The organism is Pseudonocardia sp. DxW (genome assembly GCF_058448985.1).
In genome coordinates, this window is record NZ_JBZFLK010000008.1 from 162,318 (window position 1) to 178,466 (window position 16,149).

Below are 16,149 nucleotides of genomic sequence, written 5' to 3' on the forward strand. Positions count from 1 at the left end.
CAGAACGTCGTGTGAGCCACGCCACGACCAGGTATGCGTGGTCACATCGGTCCGGCGGGTCGCCCGGCGGACGACGGTGGACGACGATCGGTCCATGCCCATCACCCACGCGTCGGTGTCCCGCCTGCCCGACGGGCTGATCGCGCAGGCGCGCACGCTCCAGCCGCGGACCGTGGCGCTGCGCCGTGAGCTGCACCGGGCGCCCGAGCTGGGCCTCGATCTGCCGCGCACCCGCGACGCCGTCCTCGCCGCCCTGCGGGACCTGCCGCTGACGATCCGGACCGGCCGGTCGTGCAGCTCGGTGGTGGCCGTCCTGGAGGGAACGCGGCCCGGGCCGACGGTGCTGCTGCGCGGGGACATGGACGCGCTGCCGCTGCAGGAGGACACCGGACTGGACTTCGCGTCCGGGACCGACGGCGCGATGCACGCCTGCGGGCACGACACGCACACGGCGATGCTGGCGTCGGCGGCCCGCCTGCTGGCCGGTCACCGGGACCGGATCGCCGGTCGGGTGCTACTGATGTTCCAGCCGGGCGAGGAAGGGTTCCACGGGGCCCGGCACATGATCGACGAGGGACTGCTCGACGACGGCCCGGAGCTCGCCTACGCCCTGCACATCTCCTCGACCGTGCCCAGCGGGGAGCTGCACCACCGGCCCGGACCGATCATGGCGGCGGCCGACGTGCTGACGGTCACGGTGACCGGCCGCGGCGGGCACGCGTCCGCACCGCAGGACGCCTGCGACCCGGTTCCGGCGGCCGCGGCCATGGTCGGCGGGCTGCAGACACTGCTGGGCCGGCGGGTCGCCCCGCACGACGCTGCCGTGCTCACGGTCGCCCGGATCCAGGCCGGGACGACCGACAACGTCATCCCCGAGACGGCCGAGCTGACCGGCACCCTGCGGACGCTGTCCGAGCCGGTCCGGGCGTTGCTGCACAACGAGATCGAGCAGCACTGCCGGCACCTGGCGCTGGCCCACGGCTGCACCGCCGAGGTCCGGATCACCACCGGCTACCCGGTCACGGTGAACGACGGCCCGGCGACCTCGGCGCTGGTCCGGGTCGGCGAGCAGGTGCTGGGCGAGGGCGCCTGCGTGCCGATGGCGAACCCGTTGATGGGCGCCGAGGACTTCTCCTACGTCCTGGCGCGGGTGCCGGGATCGCTGGCGTTCCTCGGGGCGCGGCCACCCGGGGTCGCCGCCGCGGACGCGCCGCCGAACCACTCGAACCGGGTGGTGTTCGACGAGGCCGCGTTCCCCGCCGGGGTCGCCGTCTACGCGGCCCTCGCGCTGGCCGCGCTGACCTGAGCCGGCCGCGAGCGCGTCGGCCGCGGGGGCGGTGCCGGCCGGGGGCTCGACGTCGGCGGCGGGTGCGATGTCGGCCGCGGGCCCGATGCCGGCCATGGCCCGGCGTCAACCACGGCCCGGCGTCAGCCGTGGGCGGGCCAGGGCTTTGTCGGTTCGGCGCGCGGCGCACCGCACCCCTGGCCCGACATCGCACCCCTACCCGCGCTCGGTCGCACCCCTGGCGCGACGCCGCACCCCTCGGAACCGGTGCGGCGCCGAACCAGGGGTGCGAGGCGGGACCCGGGGTGCGACGACGGGCAGGGATGCTGCATTGCGCCGAGGGACGACGCCCCGCCAAGGGTGCGCGGCCCCGCCAAGGGTGCGAGGACGCACTGGCCTGAACCGCCACCGGACGGCACGCTGGACGACGTGCTTCCGCTCCCCGATCTGGTGCGGGCCCTGGACTCCGGCGAGCTCTCCCCCACCGAGCACCTCGACGACGTCCTGGCCCGGCTCGACGCCGACCGCACCGGCAGCGTCATCGTCCTCGACCGCGAGCGGGCCCGCGCCCGGGCCGCCGAGCTGACGGCGCTCGCGCTCCGCGGCGAGCGGATCGGCCCGCTGCACGGGGTGACGGTCGGGATCAAGGACCTCGTCGACGTCGCCGGGCTGCCGACCCGCTGCGGCTCACGCCTGCTCGGCGACGCCCCGCCCGCCCGGGCCGACGCCCCGGTGGTGGCGATGCTCCGGGCCGCGGGCGCGGTCGTCGTCGGGAAGCTGCACACCCACGAGTTCGCCTACGGCCCGGTCGGCGACGTCGCGGCGACCGGGCCCGCCCGCAACCCGCACGATCTCGGCCGGATCACCGGCGGCTCGTCATCCGGCCCGGCGGCGGCGGTCGCGGCCGGGCACCTGCCGCTCACCGTCGGCACCGACACCGGGGCGAGCGTGCGCACCCCGGCCGCGCTGTGCGGGGTGGCCGGCTGGAAGCCGCGCCGCGGCACCCTGCCCGGGGGCGGGGTGTTCCCGCTGGCGGAGTCGTTCGACACGGTCGGCCTGCTCGCCGCCGACGCCGCCTCGCTCACGCTCGCCCGGGCCGCGCTCGCCGGCGCCGCGCTCGCCGGCGCCGTGCCCGCCGGCCCGGGGCCCGCGACCGCCCGGCCGTACCGGATCGGGGTGGCGACCGGCCCCTGGTGGCGGCCGCACGACCCGGCGATCACCGACGCGGTCCGGACCGTCGCCGGCACCCTCGCCGGGCTCGGCGCGGACGTGTCCGAACAGGACACCCCCGGCGTCGACGAGCTGGCCGCGACCTACCCGGTGATCACCGGCGCCGAGGCGTTCGCGACGCACCGCGAGTGGTTCGCCCGACGCCGCGACGAGTACCAGCCCGCCACCGCCGAGCGCCTCGCCCCGCACGCCGACGTCCCGGCGCACGCCTACGTCGACGCGCAGCGGACCCGGCGCCGGCTCGCCGCCGCACTGACCGGGCATCTCGGCTGCGACGTCCTGCTCTGCCCCACCACCCGGCTGCGGGCCACCCCGATCGGCGCCGGCACCGTGTCCACACCGGACGGTGAGATCGCGGTGCGCCCCGCGCTGCTGGAGACCACCTCGCCGTTCAACCTGCTGGACCTGCCGGTGGTGGCGCTGCCGGTCCCGGTCCCGGGGCTCCCGGCGGGCGTCCAGCTGGTGGGCGTCACGATCGGCGACGACGTACTGCTCGACCTGGCCGGCGCCGTCGAACGGGCACTGCGATGATCCTCCCGGTCGCGGTCGCCCGCGGGGTCGCCGACGGCGGGATCGACCGCGCCTACCGCCGCTGGACGAGCGCCCGGGTCCGCGCGGGCTCGACGCTGCGCACCGCGGCCGGCGTCGTCGAGATCGTCGCGGTGGACGAGATCGATCCGTCCTCGATCACCGACGACGACGCCCGCGCGGCAGGAGCCGGCTCCGCGGCGGCCGTCCGCCGGGCGTTCCGCGGCGACCCCGGCGACCCGGTGTTCCGGATCCGGCTGCGCGCCGCCGGGGCCGATCCGCGGGTGGCGCTGCGTGACACCTCGCCCACCGGCCCGGACGAGCTGGACGAGCTGGTCCGGCGGCTGGACCGGCTGGACCGGGCGTCCCGGCACGGCCCGTGGACCAGGGACACCCTGCGCTGCGTCGCCGAGTACCCCGGTGAGCGGGCCGCCGACCTGGCGGGCCGGCTCGGGCGGGAGCGGGACCCGCTGAAGCTCGACGTCCGGAAGCTCAAGAACCTGGGGCTGACCGAGAGCCTGGAGACCGGGTACCGGATCTCGCCGCGCGGCGCGGCCTTCCTGGCGACGGGCCGCTGAGGCGCCCGACCCGGGGGCCTCTACCCTCCGGACGCATGCGAGCGGTGTGCGTGCTGGGGACCGGACTGATCGGCGGGTCGCTGATGCGTGCCGCGGCGCGCGCCGGACGCGAGGTCTGGGGCACCGCGGCCTCCGACGCGACCGCCGCCGCGGCCGTCGCGGACGGGTTCGACGTCACCACCGACACCGACGCCGCGCTGGCCCGGGCCGCCGCGGCCGACGCGCTGGTCGTCGTCGCGGTCCCGCTGACCGCGCTCGAACCGGTGCTGCGCCGGATCGACGCCGTCGCCCCCACCTGCCGGCTCACCGACGCGGCCAGCGTGAAGGTCGCCGTCGCCGACGCGGTCGCCGAGTTCGCGCCGCGCGCCCGCTACGTGGGCGGCCACCCGATGGCCGGGACCGCGGAGTCCGGCTGGGCGGCCGGCGATCCGGACCTGTTCGACGGCGCCGCCTGGGTGGTCGCCGCCGACGACGGCCTGGACCTCGACGTCTGGCGCGACGTCGCCGGGCTGGCCTGGGCCTGCGGCTCCCGGGTGGTCCCCGCGGTCGCCGACGAGCACGACATCGCGGTCGCCCGGATCTCGCACCTGCCGCACCTGTTCGCCGCGGTGCTGGCCTCGGTCGGCGCCGGCGACCAGGGTGACGATCTCGCGCTGGCGCTGTCCGCGGGCTCGTTCGCCGACGGCACCCGGGTCGCCGGCACCCGGCCCGAGCTGGTGCTGGCGATGTGCGAGGGCAACCGCGCGGCGCTGCTGGCCGCCGTCGACGACGCGCTGGGCCGGCTCGGCGCGATGCGCGGCGCGCTGGCCTCCACCGGCGGGCTCGCCGCCACCGTCCGGGCCGGCCACGAGGCGCGCATGCGCTGGGCGTCCACCCGGGAGCCGCTGGAGCTGCCGGTGGCCCTGGACGGGGAGCCGTCGGCGGTGCTGGCCGAGCTGCGCGAGCTGGGCCGCCGCGGCGACGTCGTGGAGCGCCCGAAGGACTGAGCCTCAGCCCGCGGGCAGCTCGGTGCGGGCGGCGACGCCCGGGTACCCGATCACGAAGCCGTCGGCGTCGACGGTCAGGTCCGCGGCCGTGCCGCCCGCCTCGAAGCCGACGACGGCGGGCTCGGAGCCGGTGCCCACCCGCACCGTGCGGTAGGTCTGCTCGGTGGCCTCCACCCGCAGCGTCGGGAGGTCCACGAACACCATCGGCACGACGTGCTCGCCCTTGTCCCGGTGCAGCCCGAGCCGGCGGACCGGCAGCGCGTTGAACACCGGGCTGAACGCGAGATCGACGTCGCGGGCGCCGTGGAACTCGCCGCGGGTGCCGCCGGAGCCGTCGTCGACCAGCCAGACGCCGTCGGTGCTGCGGCTGATCGTCAGCTGCTGCTCGCCGCCGGCGGTCGCGACGTCCACGGCCAGCCGGGACAGCGTCCCGTCACCGGCCACGACCAGCCGGTACGACGCGGTCAGCACGCCGCCGGGCAGGTCACGGATGCCGCGGATCATCCGGCCGACCGCGCGGAAACCGCCGCCGGAGGTGGTGATCCGGGCGGACTCCAGACCGTCGGCGCCGTCGGCGTCCGGATCGGCACGCCAGCTGAGCATGATCGCCATGCACACCTCCGCCTCGGGGGTTCGACGTCACGGGACTGCCATTGCACACCGCCGCACCGCGTGCGCAGAAGAGTGATGATCGTGTCATCATCCGGGTTCGCGGCGCACGTCGGACGGGTCGACGTCGTCGCGCACCCCGCGGAACACCGGTTGCCGCAGCCGCCCCGCCTGCGTCCGGCCCAGGTGCGCGACCTCCACCACGACCGACGGGGTGCACCATCTGGCCCCGGCCGCGTCCACCCGCGGGACCGCCGTCGCAAACGGCGGCGTGCCGGACTCCAGCGGCCCGAGCCGCGCGGCGAGCACCTGCTGCACCGCGGACCCGGCGAGGCCGGACCCGACCCGGCCGGCGAACTCCAGCCCGTCCGGGCCGGGGATGCCGAGCAGCAGCGCGCCGATCCGGTTCCCGCTGGTCCGCTCCGGCCGCCAGCCGCCGACCAGGCAGCTCTGCGAGTGCCGGTGCGCGACCTTCACCCAGTCCGGGCTGCGCCGGCCCGGCCGGTACACCGACGTCTCCTTCTTCGCGACGACGCCCTCCAGCCCGCGCTGGGCGGTGACCGCGAGCAGCGCCGCGCCGTCCGGGTAGCGCGGGGACACCTCGACCTGCGGGACGCGGGCCGGGTCCAGCCGGTCCAGCGTCGCGCGGCGCTCGGCCAGCGGCCGGTCCAGCAGCGGCACCCCGTAGAGCCGCAGCACGTCGAACACCATGAACGTGACCGGGCGGCGCTGCGCGGCGGCCGGGCCCACCACCCCCTGCATGCGGTGGGCGAGCGCGGCGAAGCTGGGGGCGCCGTCGTCGAGCAGGACGACCTCGCCGTCCAGCACGACGTCGGGCGCCAGCTCCACCAGTCCGGCGAGCTCGGGGAAGTTCGCGGTGACATCCCGGCCGGAACGGGTACGCAGGCGCAGTACCGGTGCCGCGCCGCCGGGGCCCGCCGGGCCCTCGGTCACCGACGCCAGCACGCGCATGCCGTCCCACTTGACCTCGAACGACCAGCCCGGACCGGTCGGGAGCGGTCCGGGGGTGGCGAGCATGGGCAACACACCGTCATGCTGTCACCGAACGCCGGGGCGAGGGGGATGAGCCAGTGCGTGCCATCTGGAGCGGGGCCGTGTCGTTCGGCCTGGTCAGCGTCCCGATCAAGGTGTACTCGGCGACGTCGAACCACGACGTGCGCTTCCACCAGGTGCACGGCGAGGACGGCGGCCGGATCCGCTACAAGCGGACCTGCGAGGTGTGCGGCGAGGAGGTGTCCTACGCCGACATTGTCAAGGGCTTCGAGACGCCCGAGGGCGAGCTGATCACGCTCGACGAGAACGACCTCGCCTCGCTGCCGGTCTCCACCGGTCACGAGATCGACGTGGTCGAGTTCGTGCCGAACGACCAGATCGACCCGATGCTGTTCGACAAGACCTACTACCTCGAACCGGAGACGAAGGCCGCGAAGCCCTACGCGCTGCTGCGCGAGGCGCTGAACGAGACCGACCGGACGGCCGTGGTGAAGGTGGCGCTGCGCCAGCGCGAGACCCTCGCGCTGCTCCGGGTGCGCGGCAAGGTGATCGTGCTGCAGACCCTGATCTGGACCGACGAGGTGCGCGAACCCGACTTCGACGTGCTGGACACCGACGTCGAGCTGCGCCCGCAGGAGCTGCAGATGGCGGCCTCGCTGGTGGAGTCGATGGGCGCCGACTTCGATCCGGCCGAGTTCCACGACGAGTACCGGGACGCGATGGTCGACCTGATCGAGACCAAGCGGTCCGACGGCGACGCCCGGCCCGCGCCCGCCGCGGAGCGGTCCGACGACGGCGCCGACTCGATGAGCGATCTGCTCTCCGCGCTGCAGGCGAGCGTGGACGCCGCCCGGTCGAGCGGAAAGGGTTCCGGCAGCTCCAGCAGTTCCGGCAGCTCGGGCAGTTCCGGCTCCGGCGGCACGAAGAGCAGTTCGTCGGGCCGGGCGAAGACCGGCACCCGCAGCCGCCGCTCGGGCACCGCCGCGGAGAGCGGCTCCGGCTCGTCCGGCCGGAAGACGTCGTCGGGCACCCGCTCCCGCAGCACGTCCGGCAGCACGGACGGGGACGCGTCCACCGGCACCGACGACGCGAAGCCGGCCACCACCCGCCGGCGCAGCCGCAAGACCGCCTGAGGTCAGGGGCCGAAGCTCGACTCCGGCGGGCGCTGGTCGTTCTGCAGCGCCCCGAACAGCGCCGATGCCCGCTCCCGGTCCCAGCGCAGGTTCGAGCCGCCCGCGCTGCCGCCGATCGGCACCGTCGTCTGGACCCCGTCGCTGCCGGACGCGCCGCGCATCGCCCAGGCCAGCCCGGCGACGTTCCACAGCCGGTCCGAGTCGTCGACGGTGATCGTCTCGGTGACCGCGGACGCCAGCGGGACGGTGCGGAACGGGTTGAGCAGGGTCAGCGGGCTGGTCGCCTTGCTGAGCAGCGCGGAGAGGAACTCGCGCTGCCGCTGCACCCGGTCGAAGTCGGAGCCGGGGGTGGCCCGGGTGCGGACGTAGCCGAGCGCGGTCTGGCCGTCCATCTCCTGGCAGCCCGCCTCGATGTCCAGCCCGGCGAGCGGGTCGTTCATCGCCTCGTCCACGCACATCTCGACGCCGCCGACGGCGTCCACCGCGCCGACGAAGCCGCCGAACCCGACCTCGACGTAGTGGTCGATCTGCAGTCCGGTGGCCTGCTCGACGGTCTCCACGAGCAGCTGCGGGCCGCCGAACGCGAACGCGGCGTTGATCTTGTTGCTGCCGTACCCGGGGATCGGGACGTAGGAGTCGCGGGGCAGCGAGACCAGCACGTCGCCGGACCGGCCGCTGTGCAGCAGCATGATCGTGTCGGTGCGCTGGCCGGCCGCGTCGCCGGTCGCCAGGCGCTCCTCGTCCTCGGCGGACAGGCCCTCCCGGCTGTCCGAGCCGACGATCAGGTAGTTCGTGCCGGAGCCGCTGCCCGCACTCTCCGCGGGGAGCGCCTCGACCCGGGTCATGTTCTGGTCCAGGTAGACCCCGAACCCGACGAACGCGACCAGCAGCACGATCAGCACGGCCTTCCAGCGGCCGCGCAGCATCCCGCGCGCCCGCCGCCAGTCGGGCAGCGTCGGCCCCTTGGTGATCCGCCCGTCCCGGGGGGCGAGCGAGGCCGGGTGCACGCCGGGGCCGGGACCGGCGGGACCGGCCGGGCGGGGCATCGCGGTGCCGCGGGGCGGCGCGCTTGAGCGGGACGTCCGGCCGGGCGGCGGGGAGCGCAGCGGGCCGCGGCCGCGGGCCGGCGGCGGCTGCCGGGGATTCTGGGGCTGCTGGGGCGGTGACGGCGGCGGCATCGGCCGCCCGCCGCGCCCGGGGAGCGGGCGGGGGCCGCGCGCCGGCTGGTTCGCCCAGCCCGGGCTGCCCCCTCGCGGGGGCGGGCCGCGGAACTCTCCGGCCATGCCTGCTCCACCGTCCAACCGGCCCGCGGTTCGCGGGGCCCTCACCGTCCGACCATACTGCCCCGCCGGTGATCACCCGTCGTGGAGCACGGGAGCCGCCCTGCGAACGCTGCACTCCACAACGGGTGATCACCGGGCAGGATCTCCCCCGTGGACCTGCCACTGATCGAGGACGACCTGGCCGACGAGGGCGTCATCCGCGCCACCTCGCTCGTGCGCCGCCCGCCCGACATGCCGGACACCGCGGTGCTCTGCTGGTTCCCCGAGGTCGTCGACGCGCTCGGGGCCGGCGACGCCCGCGCGCTGTCCGTGCTGCGCACCGAGCTGGGCCGCACCCCGGTGTGGCGCACGCACGGCCCGGCCGGGCGACCGGTCGCGGTGCTGCACCCGGGCGTCGGGGCGCCGCTGGCCGCGATGTTCCTGGAGAACCTGGTCGCGATGGGGGTGCGGCGGATCGTCGGCGTCGGCGGGGCGGGCGCGCTGCGGCACGAGCTGACCCTCGGGCACGCGGTGGTGCTGGGCAGCGTGCTGCGTGACGAGGGCACGTCGTTCCACTACCTGCCGCCCTCGCGCACCCTGGACGCCGATCCGGCCGGGATCGCGGTGCTGGAGCGGGCGCTCGGCGACGCGGGCATCCCCTGGGTGGTCGGCCGCTGCTGGACCACCGACGCCGTCTACCGGGAGACCCCCGGCCGCATCGACCGGCGCCGGGACGAGGGCTGCGCGGTCGTCGACATGGAGGCGTCCGCGCTGGTCGCCGCCGCCCGGCGGCTCGGGATCGGCTACGGCCAGGTGTTCCTGGCCGCCGACTCGCTGGCCGGCCCCGAGTGGGAGCACCGCGGCTGGACGACGGCACACGACGCCAGGTCCGGACTGTTCGGCCTGGCAGTGGTCGCGGCCGAGGCGTGGGACCGGTCGTGACCGGCCCGGTGTTCGACGAGCGCGACCAGCTGGACACGGTCGCCGCCGCGCTGCTGCCCGGCGAACGGATCGTCGCGGTGTACGACGCGGTCGATCCCGGGGCCGGCTTCCTCGGCCTGACCGACCTGCGGGTCCTACTGCAGGACAACGTCTTCGGCGGGAACCGGACGGCGCTCACCTCCATCCCGTACGCCCGGATCGACGCGGTGTCGGTGCTGTCCGGGCGCTCCCCCGCCGGCGGCTTCGTCCCCTCCACCCGGATCGCCGTCACCGCCGGGGCGCGCACCTACGAGCTGGCGCTGCGGGACCCGGAGCGGGCCCGGCACGCGCACGACGTCGTGCTCGACCGGACCGTCCGCCCGTGACCGGGGGCACGCTCGGCGGCGGGCCCGGCCCGCCGGTTGCGACACTGGGTCCATGAGCCCCGCCCCGTCGCCCGCCGTCCCCGACACCCCGGCGCATCCCGCTCACGAACGCACCGACGTGCTGGTCGTCGGGGCCGGACCGGCCGGCTCCGCGGCGGCGGCCTGGGCCGCCCGGCACGGTCTCGACGTCGTCCTCGCCGACGCCGCCGAGTTCCCGCGGGACAAGGCCTGCGGCGACGGGCTGACCCCGCGGGCGATCGCCGAGCTCTCCCGGCTCGGCCTCGGCGACTGGGTCGACGCGCACGGCACCAACCGCGGCCTGCGTGCACACGGCTTCGGGCAGGTCCTGGAGCTGCCCTGGCCGGGCGGCTCGCTGCCCGCACACGGCTCCGCCATCCCGCGCACCGAGCTCGACGCCGGGATCCGGCAGGCCGCGCTCGACTCCGGCGCCGTGCCGATGGACGGCGCGAAGGCCGTCGACGTCGTGTTCGCCGGCGACCGGGTCGAGTCCGTGGTGTTCGCCGACGGGCGCCGGATCGCCTGCCGACGCCTGGTCGTCGCGGACGGGGCGCGCTCCACGCTCGGCCGGGTGCTCGGCCGGGAGTGGCACCAGGACACCGCCTACGGCGTCGCGATCCGCGGCTACATCGGCTCCGGGCGGCACGACGACCCGTGGATCAGCTCGCACCTGGAGCTGCGCGGCGAGAACGACGAGGTGCTCGCCGGGTACGGCTGGCTGTTCCCGCTCAACGACGGCCGGGTCAACATCGGCGTCGGCACCCTCGCCACCGACCGGCGCCCGGCCAACATCAAGCTGCGCTCGCTGGTCGAGCACTACGCGAACGCCCGCCGCGCCGACTGGCAGCTCGACGGCAAGGTCGAGCTCCCGCGCTCGGCGCTGCTGCCGATGGGCGGCGCGGTGTCCGGCGTCGCCGGGCGCAACTGGGCGCTGATCGGCGACGCCGCGGGCTGCGTCAACCCGCTCAACGGCGAGGGCATCGACTACGGCCTGGAGACCGGCCGGCTGGTCGCCGAGCTGCTCACCGCAGGCGCCGACCTGGACACCGCCTGGCCCGCCACCCTGCGCTCGCACTACGGCCTGGCCTTCTCCATCGCCCGGCGGCTCGCCGGGCTGATCACCGTCCCGCGGCTGCTCCCGCTCGCCGGGCCGATCGGGATGCGCTCGCGCAGCCTGATGACCGTCGCGCTGCGGGTGATGGGCAACCTGGTCACCGACGAGGACACCGACCTCACCGCGCGGGCCTGGCGGGCCGCCGGGAAGCTCTCGGTCCGGCTCGACGACCGTCCGCCGTTCCCGGCCGCCGACCTGCGGACCCCCGCCGTCGCGCGCTGAAAGCCTGGCGTGCCCGGGCGGGCCCGGGGCAGGATGGCCGACCGTGGCTACCGGGGATCCGACCGTCGTAATGGTGCACGGCATGGGCTGCAACGCCTCGTCCTGGAACGGCGTGGTGCGCGAGCTCGCGCTGCGCGGGGTCCGGGCGCTCGCCGTCGACCTGCCCGGGCACGGCGCCGGGGCGCGCATCCCGCGCGGCTACCTCGGCTCCCAGGACCGGGCCCTGCTCGGCTCCGAGTCCAGCGGGATGAAGGGCATCGGCACGCCGGACGACGTCGCCTCGGTCGCCGAGGTGCTGCGCCGTGCCAAGAAGAACGGGCCGGTCGTGCTGGCCGGTGTCAGCCGCGGCGGGCTCACCCTCAACGCCGTCGGCAACAGCCACCCCGAGCTGGTGGACCGGCTCGTCTACATCTCGGCGCACTGCCCGGTGAACGCCGACTCCGGCGCCTACCAGATCGCGCCGGAGAACGCGGACAGCCTGCTGCACCGCACCACCGCGCTGGTCGTGGCGAACCCGACCACGATCCGCGGGCTGCGGCTGAACTGGCGCACCGCCGACCCGGACATGCTGGACCTGCTGCAGGAGGCACTGCTCGCCGACGGCACCCGCGACGAGCTGCTGGCCTACCTGCACGTGCAGGACCCGGACGAGTCGATCCTGATCGACGACTCCCTGGTACAGGCCGGGGCGCAGGGGTGGGGCCGGATCCCGCGGCACTACGTCCGGTTGCCCGCCGACCGTGCGCTGCCGGTCGCGCTGCAGGACCGCTACATCGCCGAGGCCGACGCGCTGACCCCGGACAACCCGTTCACCGTGCACGACCTGGACGCCTCGCACATCGGCGTCCAGGTCCATCCCGGCCCGACCGCCGAGCTGCTCGCCCGGATCGCCGCCAGCGGGTGATACCGCGGCTCGCCCGCGTGCCGTCGCAGCGCACGGCACCCGCGGGCCGGTAGCGTCGCCCCACGTTGCGTGCCGTCTCCGTCCCGGGGCCGGTGGCGAGCAGACCTCGGGAGGGCCAGTGCAGCGCGGTGAAGACCGGGACGCGGCCCGCCGCGGTGAAGACCGGGACGCGGCCCGCCGCGGTGAAGACCGGGACGCGACCCGCCGCGGTGAAGACCGGGACGCGACCCGCCGGGCAGCGCCCGACGCGTGGCGCACCGGGAACCACCGCCGGGGCGGATCCCGCCCGGCCGACCCCGGCCCGACCCGCCGCGCCGCCGCCCCGCCGCCGCACGGCCCCGGCGGCCGCGGTGGCCCCGGTGGCCCCGGCGGCCCCGGCGGTCCGCAGGACCCGACCCGGCACGCCGCCGCACCGGGTCAGGACGCCACCCGCCGGGTCGGTCCCCCCGCACCCGACGGCACCCGCCGGATGGACGCGGGCGACCCCACCCGCCGGGTCGGGCCGCCGCCCACCGCCGCCTACGGGGCCGCCCGCCCGAACCGCCCGGACGCCACCCGGATGATGCCCGCGCCGGTCACCGAGCCGGAGCTGCTCGGCGGCCGGTACCGGCTGGAGGGACTGATCGGCCAGGGCGGCATGGCCGACGTGCACCGGGCCACCGACACCCGGCTGAACCGCCCGGTCGCGGTGAAGATCTTCGGCCCGGGCAACGACCCGACCGCCGACCAGCGCTTCGAGCAGGAGGCGCAGGTGATGGCCAACCTGCGCAATCCCGGGCTGGTCGCGGTGCACGACTTCGCCGTCGAGCCGGACCGCGCCTACCTGGTGATGGAGCTGGTCGACGGGCCGTCGCTGAAGGACGTCATCGCCGCCGAGGACCTCCCGCCCGACGACATCCGCCGGATCGGCACCGAGATCGCGCAGACCCTCGCCTACGTGCACGGCCAGGGCGTCACGCACCGGGACGTGAAGCCGTCGAACATCCTCATCGACTCCGACGGCCGGGCCCGGCTCGCCGACTTCGGGATCGCCGCGCTGCTCGGCGCCGACGGCCACACCGCCGCCGGCGAGATCATCGGGACGCCCGCCTACCTCGCGCCGGAGCAGGTCCGCGGCACCGACGTCGGCCCGCCCGCCGACATCTACGCGCTCGGCCTGGTGCTGCTCGAGGCGTGGACCGGCCGCCAGGAGTACCAGGGCGAGGGCCTGCAGGGCGCCGCCGAGCGGGTGCACCGCGCCCCGGTGGTGCCCGCCGACGTGCCGGAGCCGCTGCGCTCGACGATCTCCGCGGCCACCGCCACCGACCCGCAGCGCAGGCCGGACGGCCACCGGGTCGCCGAGATGCTGGCCGCGGCGAGCCCCGCCCCGGCCGCCCCGGTGCAGCCCGAGCCGGAGCCGGGCAACGCCGATCTCGGCTCGTCGAGCCCCGGGAAGTGGATCGCGATCGGCGCGTTCGTCGTCGCGCTGCTGGTGCTGCTGATCGGGTTCCTGCTGTTCGGCGGGGACGACCAGGAGGCCCCGGCGCCCGCGCCGACCGAGACGAGCGCGCCGGTGACGACCGAGGAGACCACCGAGCCCGCCCCGACCACCGAGGAGGAGGGCGGCAACGGCGGATTCCCGATCCCGACGAACATCCCCACCGAGCTGCCCACGCTGCCGACGAACATCCCGACCGAGCTGCCCGACCTGCCCACGAACCTGCCGAACCCGGACGAGATCACCGAGGGCGCGCAGGGCTTCTGGAACAGCGTCCAGCAGTGGTGGCGCAGCGTCACCGGCGCCGACGGGAACTGACCGCGGGCCCTGCCCCGGTGGCGTCCGCTACCCGGGGCGGCGGCGGGCGGGGGCCATCGGGGACCATCGTGGGTGAGACCGCGGGCCGCATCCGAGGATCGGCCCGTCCAGCACGACCTGCGGAGGAACCTCGGTGAGCGCGAGCACGGAGCCGGCAGCCGCCAGGGCGCGACCGGACACCGGTGACGGCACCGGTCGGCGCGGTCGCGACCTCCGGCCGTTCACGACGGCGGCGACCCTGCTGCTGGTCGCCGTCTGCGGCGGCGTCGCGGTCGCCCTCACCATCGGCGACGACGGCTACTGGGGCCAGGGCGGGCTGCCCGTGCCTGACGACGTGGTCCGGATCGGCACCGTGCTGGCGCGGGTCGCGACGGTCGCCGGAATGGCGCTCGCCGCCGGATCGCTGTTGGTCGCCGGATTCGTGGCGGCACCGCAGACGTCCGGGACGGTGGACGTGCAGGGCTACCGGGCGCTGCGCCGCGGCGGCCTGGCCGCGCTGCTGGGCGGCGTCGCCGGGATCGCCGCGGGCTGGCTGTCGGTGGCCGACATGTCCGGCACCTCGCTCGGTGATCTGGCCACCGCCGGGCCGTTCGGCTGGCTCGGCGCGGCGGCGACGCTGAACGAGCCGATGGGCTGGACGCTGTCCGGGTTCGTGCTGCTGCTGGTCGCCGCGGGCGCCGGGTACGTCCTGAGCTGGAAGGCCACCGCCGCGCTCGGCATCCTCGCCGCGGCGACCGCGCTGTTCCCGGCCGCGGTGCACCCGGCCGCGACCGGGATGGCACACGACTGGAGCGGCGACGGCGTGATGCTCCGGACCGTCGCCGGTGTGGTCTTCCTCGGCGTCGCCGCCGCGCTGGCCGCCTACCGGATCCACGGCGGCCCGCTCACCGGTGCAGCCGGGCGACGCGGCCGGGCGGTGCTCGTCACCGCCGGATCGGTGTACCTGATCGGCGAGATCGTCTTCCAGGTCGTCGTCGTCTGGAACGGGCCGTGGGCCGGGTCCGCCTACGCGACGACCGTGGCCGCCTCCGCGGTGCTGCTGGTGCTACTGGTGGCCGGGACGGCGGTGCTGGCCCGGTCGCTGTCGTCGGTCCGGCCGGACGCCGCCGGCCGACTGCTCCCGGTCCTCGCGGTGGCCGGTGCGCTGGTCGCCGCGCTCGGCGTCGCCGGGACCCGGCTGGTGCCGCCGCGTTTCCTGGTCCGCCCGGACACCGCGCTGGAGACGCTGGTCGGCTGGAACGTCGAGCGGCCGTTCACCGCGCTGACGCTGCTGGTCGAGTGGCGCTGGAACATCGTGTTCGGCACCGGGGCGCTGCTGCTCGCCGCGCTGTACGCGCTCGGGGTGCGCCGGCTCGCCGCCCGCGGGGTGCGCTGGCCGGTCGGCCGGACCTGGGCCTGGATGCTGGGCTGCGCGGCGCTGCTCCTCGCGACGTCGTCCGGGCTGGGCTTCTACTCCCCGGCCATGTTCAGCGTCCACATGATCAGCCACATGACGCTGAACATGCTCACCCCCATCCTGTTCAGTCTGGGTGGCGCGGTGACGCTGGCGCTGCGGGTGCTGCGCCCGGCCGGCCGGGGCAACCCGCCCGGGCCCCGCGAGTGGCTGCTGGCCGCGGTGCACTCGCGGGCCGCCCGGGTGCTCACCCACCCTGGCTGCGCCGCGGTGCTGTTCGTCGGGTCGTTCTACGTCCTGTACTTCACCTCGCTGTTCGACGAGGCGCTGCGGTTCCACTGGACGCACCAGCTGATGAACCTGCACTTCGTGCTGGTCGGCTACCTGTTCTTCTGGCCGCTGATCGGCGTCGACTCGGCGCCGCACAAGCTGCCGCACCTGGGCCGGCTGGCGGTGCTGCTGGCGACCATGCCGTTCCACGCGTTCTTCGGGATCGCCGTGATGAGCTCGTCGAACGTGCTCGGCGAGAACTTCTACGCGCAGGTCGGGCTGCCCTGGCTCGATCTGGCGGCCGACCAGAGCGTCGGCGGCGGGATCGCCTGGGCCACCGGCGAGCTGCCGATGCTGCTGGTGATGGTGACGCTGGTGGTCCAGTGGTCCCGGGACGACTCCCGGGAGGCAGTGCGCACCGACCGGCAGGCCGACCGGGACGACGACGCCGAGCTCAAGGCGTACAACGAGATGCTGGCGAAGCTGCGCCAGGGCGGTTGA

The 16,149-nt window shown here is 76.0% G+C and carries 14 protein-coding genes; 11 read left to right on the forward strand and 3 right to left on the reverse strand.

The annotated features are described in order from the left end of the window. The first annotated feature begins 94 nt into the window (after positions 1–94). From ACVJO7_RS14755 to ACVJO7_RS14770, 4 genes are all read left to right on the forward strand, one after another. Positions 95–1,306 (forward strand): M20 metallopeptidase family protein, encoded by a 1,212-nt coding sequence (locus ACVJO7_RS14755; protein ID WP_491673345.1) that lies wholly within the window; start codon positions 95–97, stop codon positions 1,304–1,306. Between the two features lie 408 nt (positions 1,307–1,714). Continuing rightward, a complete protein-coding gene (locus ACVJO7_RS14760; RefSeq protein WP_491673346.1) occupies positions 1,715–3,046 on the forward strand; it encodes an amidase in 1,332 nt (443 codons plus the stop codon). Continuing rightward, positions 3,043–3,621 (forward strand): hypothetical protein, encoded by a 579-nt coding sequence (locus ACVJO7_RS14765; protein WP_491673347.1) that lies wholly within the window; start codon positions 3,043–3,045, stop codon positions 3,619–3,621. Before ACVJO7_RS14760 ends, ACVJO7_RS14765 begins: the two co-directional genes overlap by 4 nt. 35 nt (positions 3,622–3,656) lie before the next feature. Further along, positions 3,657–4,607, forward strand: coding sequence for a prephenate dehydrogenase (locus tag ACVJO7_RS14770; RefSeq protein WP_491673348.1), 951 nt, complete (start codon positions 3,657–3,659; stop codon positions 4,605–4,607). Positions 4,608–4,610: 3 nt separating this feature from the next. Here ACVJO7_RS14770 and ACVJO7_RS14775 read toward each other — a convergent pair whose 3' ends face one another. Beyond that, positions 4,611–5,219, reverse strand: a complete 609-nt coding sequence (locus ACVJO7_RS14775) for a putative glycolipid-binding domain-containing protein (protein WP_344023107.1) — start codon at positions 5,217–5,219, stop codon at positions 4,611–4,613. Between the two features lie 87 nt (positions 5,220–5,306). After that, positions 5,307–6,254 carry a non-homologous end-joining DNA ligase gene (ligD, locus tag ACVJO7_RS14780; protein ID WP_491673454.1) on the reverse strand — a complete coding sequence of 316 codons (948 nt, stop codon included), beginning with the start codon at positions 6,252–6,254 and terminating at the stop codon, positions 5,307–5,309. Between the two features lie 53 nt (positions 6,255–6,307). Here ligD and ku point away from each other — a divergent pair, with 53 nt between their 5' ends. Beyond that, complete coding sequence (gene ku / locus ACVJO7_RS14785) at positions 6,308–7,363, forward strand: non-homologous end joining protein Ku (protein ID WP_491673349.1); 1,056 nt, start codon at positions 6,308–6,310, stop codon at positions 7,361–7,363. A 2-nt stretch (positions 7,364–7,365) separates the two neighbouring features. On the opposite strand, the gene ACVJO7_RS14790 is transcribed toward ku, so the two are convergent. Beyond that, positions 7,366–8,409 carry an LCP family protein gene (locus ACVJO7_RS14790; protein WP_491673350.1) on the reverse strand — a complete coding sequence of 348 codons (1,044 nt, stop codon included), beginning with the start codon at positions 8,407–8,409 and terminating at the stop codon, positions 7,366–7,368. A 387-nt stretch (positions 8,410–8,796) separates the two neighbouring features. Here ACVJO7_RS14790 and ACVJO7_RS14795 point away from each other — a divergent pair, with 387 nt between their 5' ends. From ACVJO7_RS14795 to ACVJO7_RS14820, 6 genes are all read left to right on the forward strand, one after another. Further along, complete coding sequence (locus ACVJO7_RS14795; RefSeq protein WP_491673351.1) at positions 8,797–9,567, forward strand: nucleoside phosphorylase; 771 nt, start codon at positions 8,797–8,799, stop codon at positions 9,565–9,567. Then, positions 9,564–9,932, forward strand: a complete 369-nt coding sequence (locus tag ACVJO7_RS14800) for a hypothetical protein (RefSeq protein WP_491673352.1) — start codon at positions 9,564–9,566, stop codon at positions 9,930–9,932. The genes ACVJO7_RS14795 and ACVJO7_RS14800 overlap by 4 nt, the downstream gene beginning before the upstream one ends. A 52-nt stretch (positions 9,933–9,984) precedes the next feature. Then, the gene (locus ACVJO7_RS14805; RefSeq protein ID WP_491673353.1) at positions 9,985–11,286 is read left to right on the forward strand and encodes a geranylgeranyl reductase family protein; all 1,302 of its coding nucleotides are present in this window, start codon (positions 9,985–9,987) and stop codon (positions 11,284–11,286) included. A gap of 43 nt (positions 11,287–11,329) precedes the next feature. Next, complete coding sequence (locus tag ACVJO7_RS14810; RefSeq protein ID WP_491673354.1) at positions 11,330–12,190, forward strand: alpha/beta hydrolase; 861 nt, start codon at positions 11,330–11,332, stop codon at positions 12,188–12,190. 118 nt (positions 12,191–12,308) lie between these two features. Beyond that, positions 12,309–13,985, forward strand: a complete 1,677-nt coding sequence (locus tag ACVJO7_RS14815; RefSeq protein ID WP_491673355.1) for a serine/threonine-protein kinase — start codon at positions 12,309–12,311, stop codon at positions 13,983–13,985. A 133-nt stretch (positions 13,986–14,118) separates the two neighbouring features. Beyond that, entirely contained in the window at positions 14,119–16,149 is a 2,031-nt protein-coding gene (locus ACVJO7_RS14820) for a cytochrome c oxidase assembly protein (RefSeq protein ID WP_491673356.1), read from the forward strand.

Coding starts and splice junctions, on each gene's coding strand:
- ACVJO7_RS14765 (WP_491673347.1), top strand. CDS start 3,043: ATGATCCTCCCGGTCGCGGTCGCCCGCGGGGTCGCCGACGGCGGGATC.
- ligD (WP_491673454.1), bottom strand. CDS start 6,254: ATGCTCGCCACCCCCGGACCGCTCCCGACCGGTCCGGGCTGGTCGTTC.
- ACVJO7_RS14755 (WP_491673345.1), top strand. CDS start 95: ATGCCCATCACCCACGCGTCGGTGTCCCGCCTGCCCGACGGGCTGATC.
- ACVJO7_RS14805 (WP_491673353.1), top strand. CDS start 9,985: ATGAGCCCCGCCCCGTCGCCCGCCGTCCCCGACACCCCGGCGCATCCC.
- ACVJO7_RS14770 (WP_491673348.1), top strand. CDS start 3,657: ATGCGAGCGGTGTGCGTGCTGGGGACCGGACTGATCGGCGGGTCGCTG.
- ACVJO7_RS14775 (WP_344023107.1), bottom strand. CDS start 5,219: ATGGCGATCATGCTCAGCTGGCGTGCCGATCCGGACGCCGACGGCGCC.
- ACVJO7_RS14790 (WP_491673350.1), bottom strand. CDS start 8,409: ATGCCCCGCCCGGCCGGTCCCGCCGGTCCCGGCCCCGGCGTGCACCCG.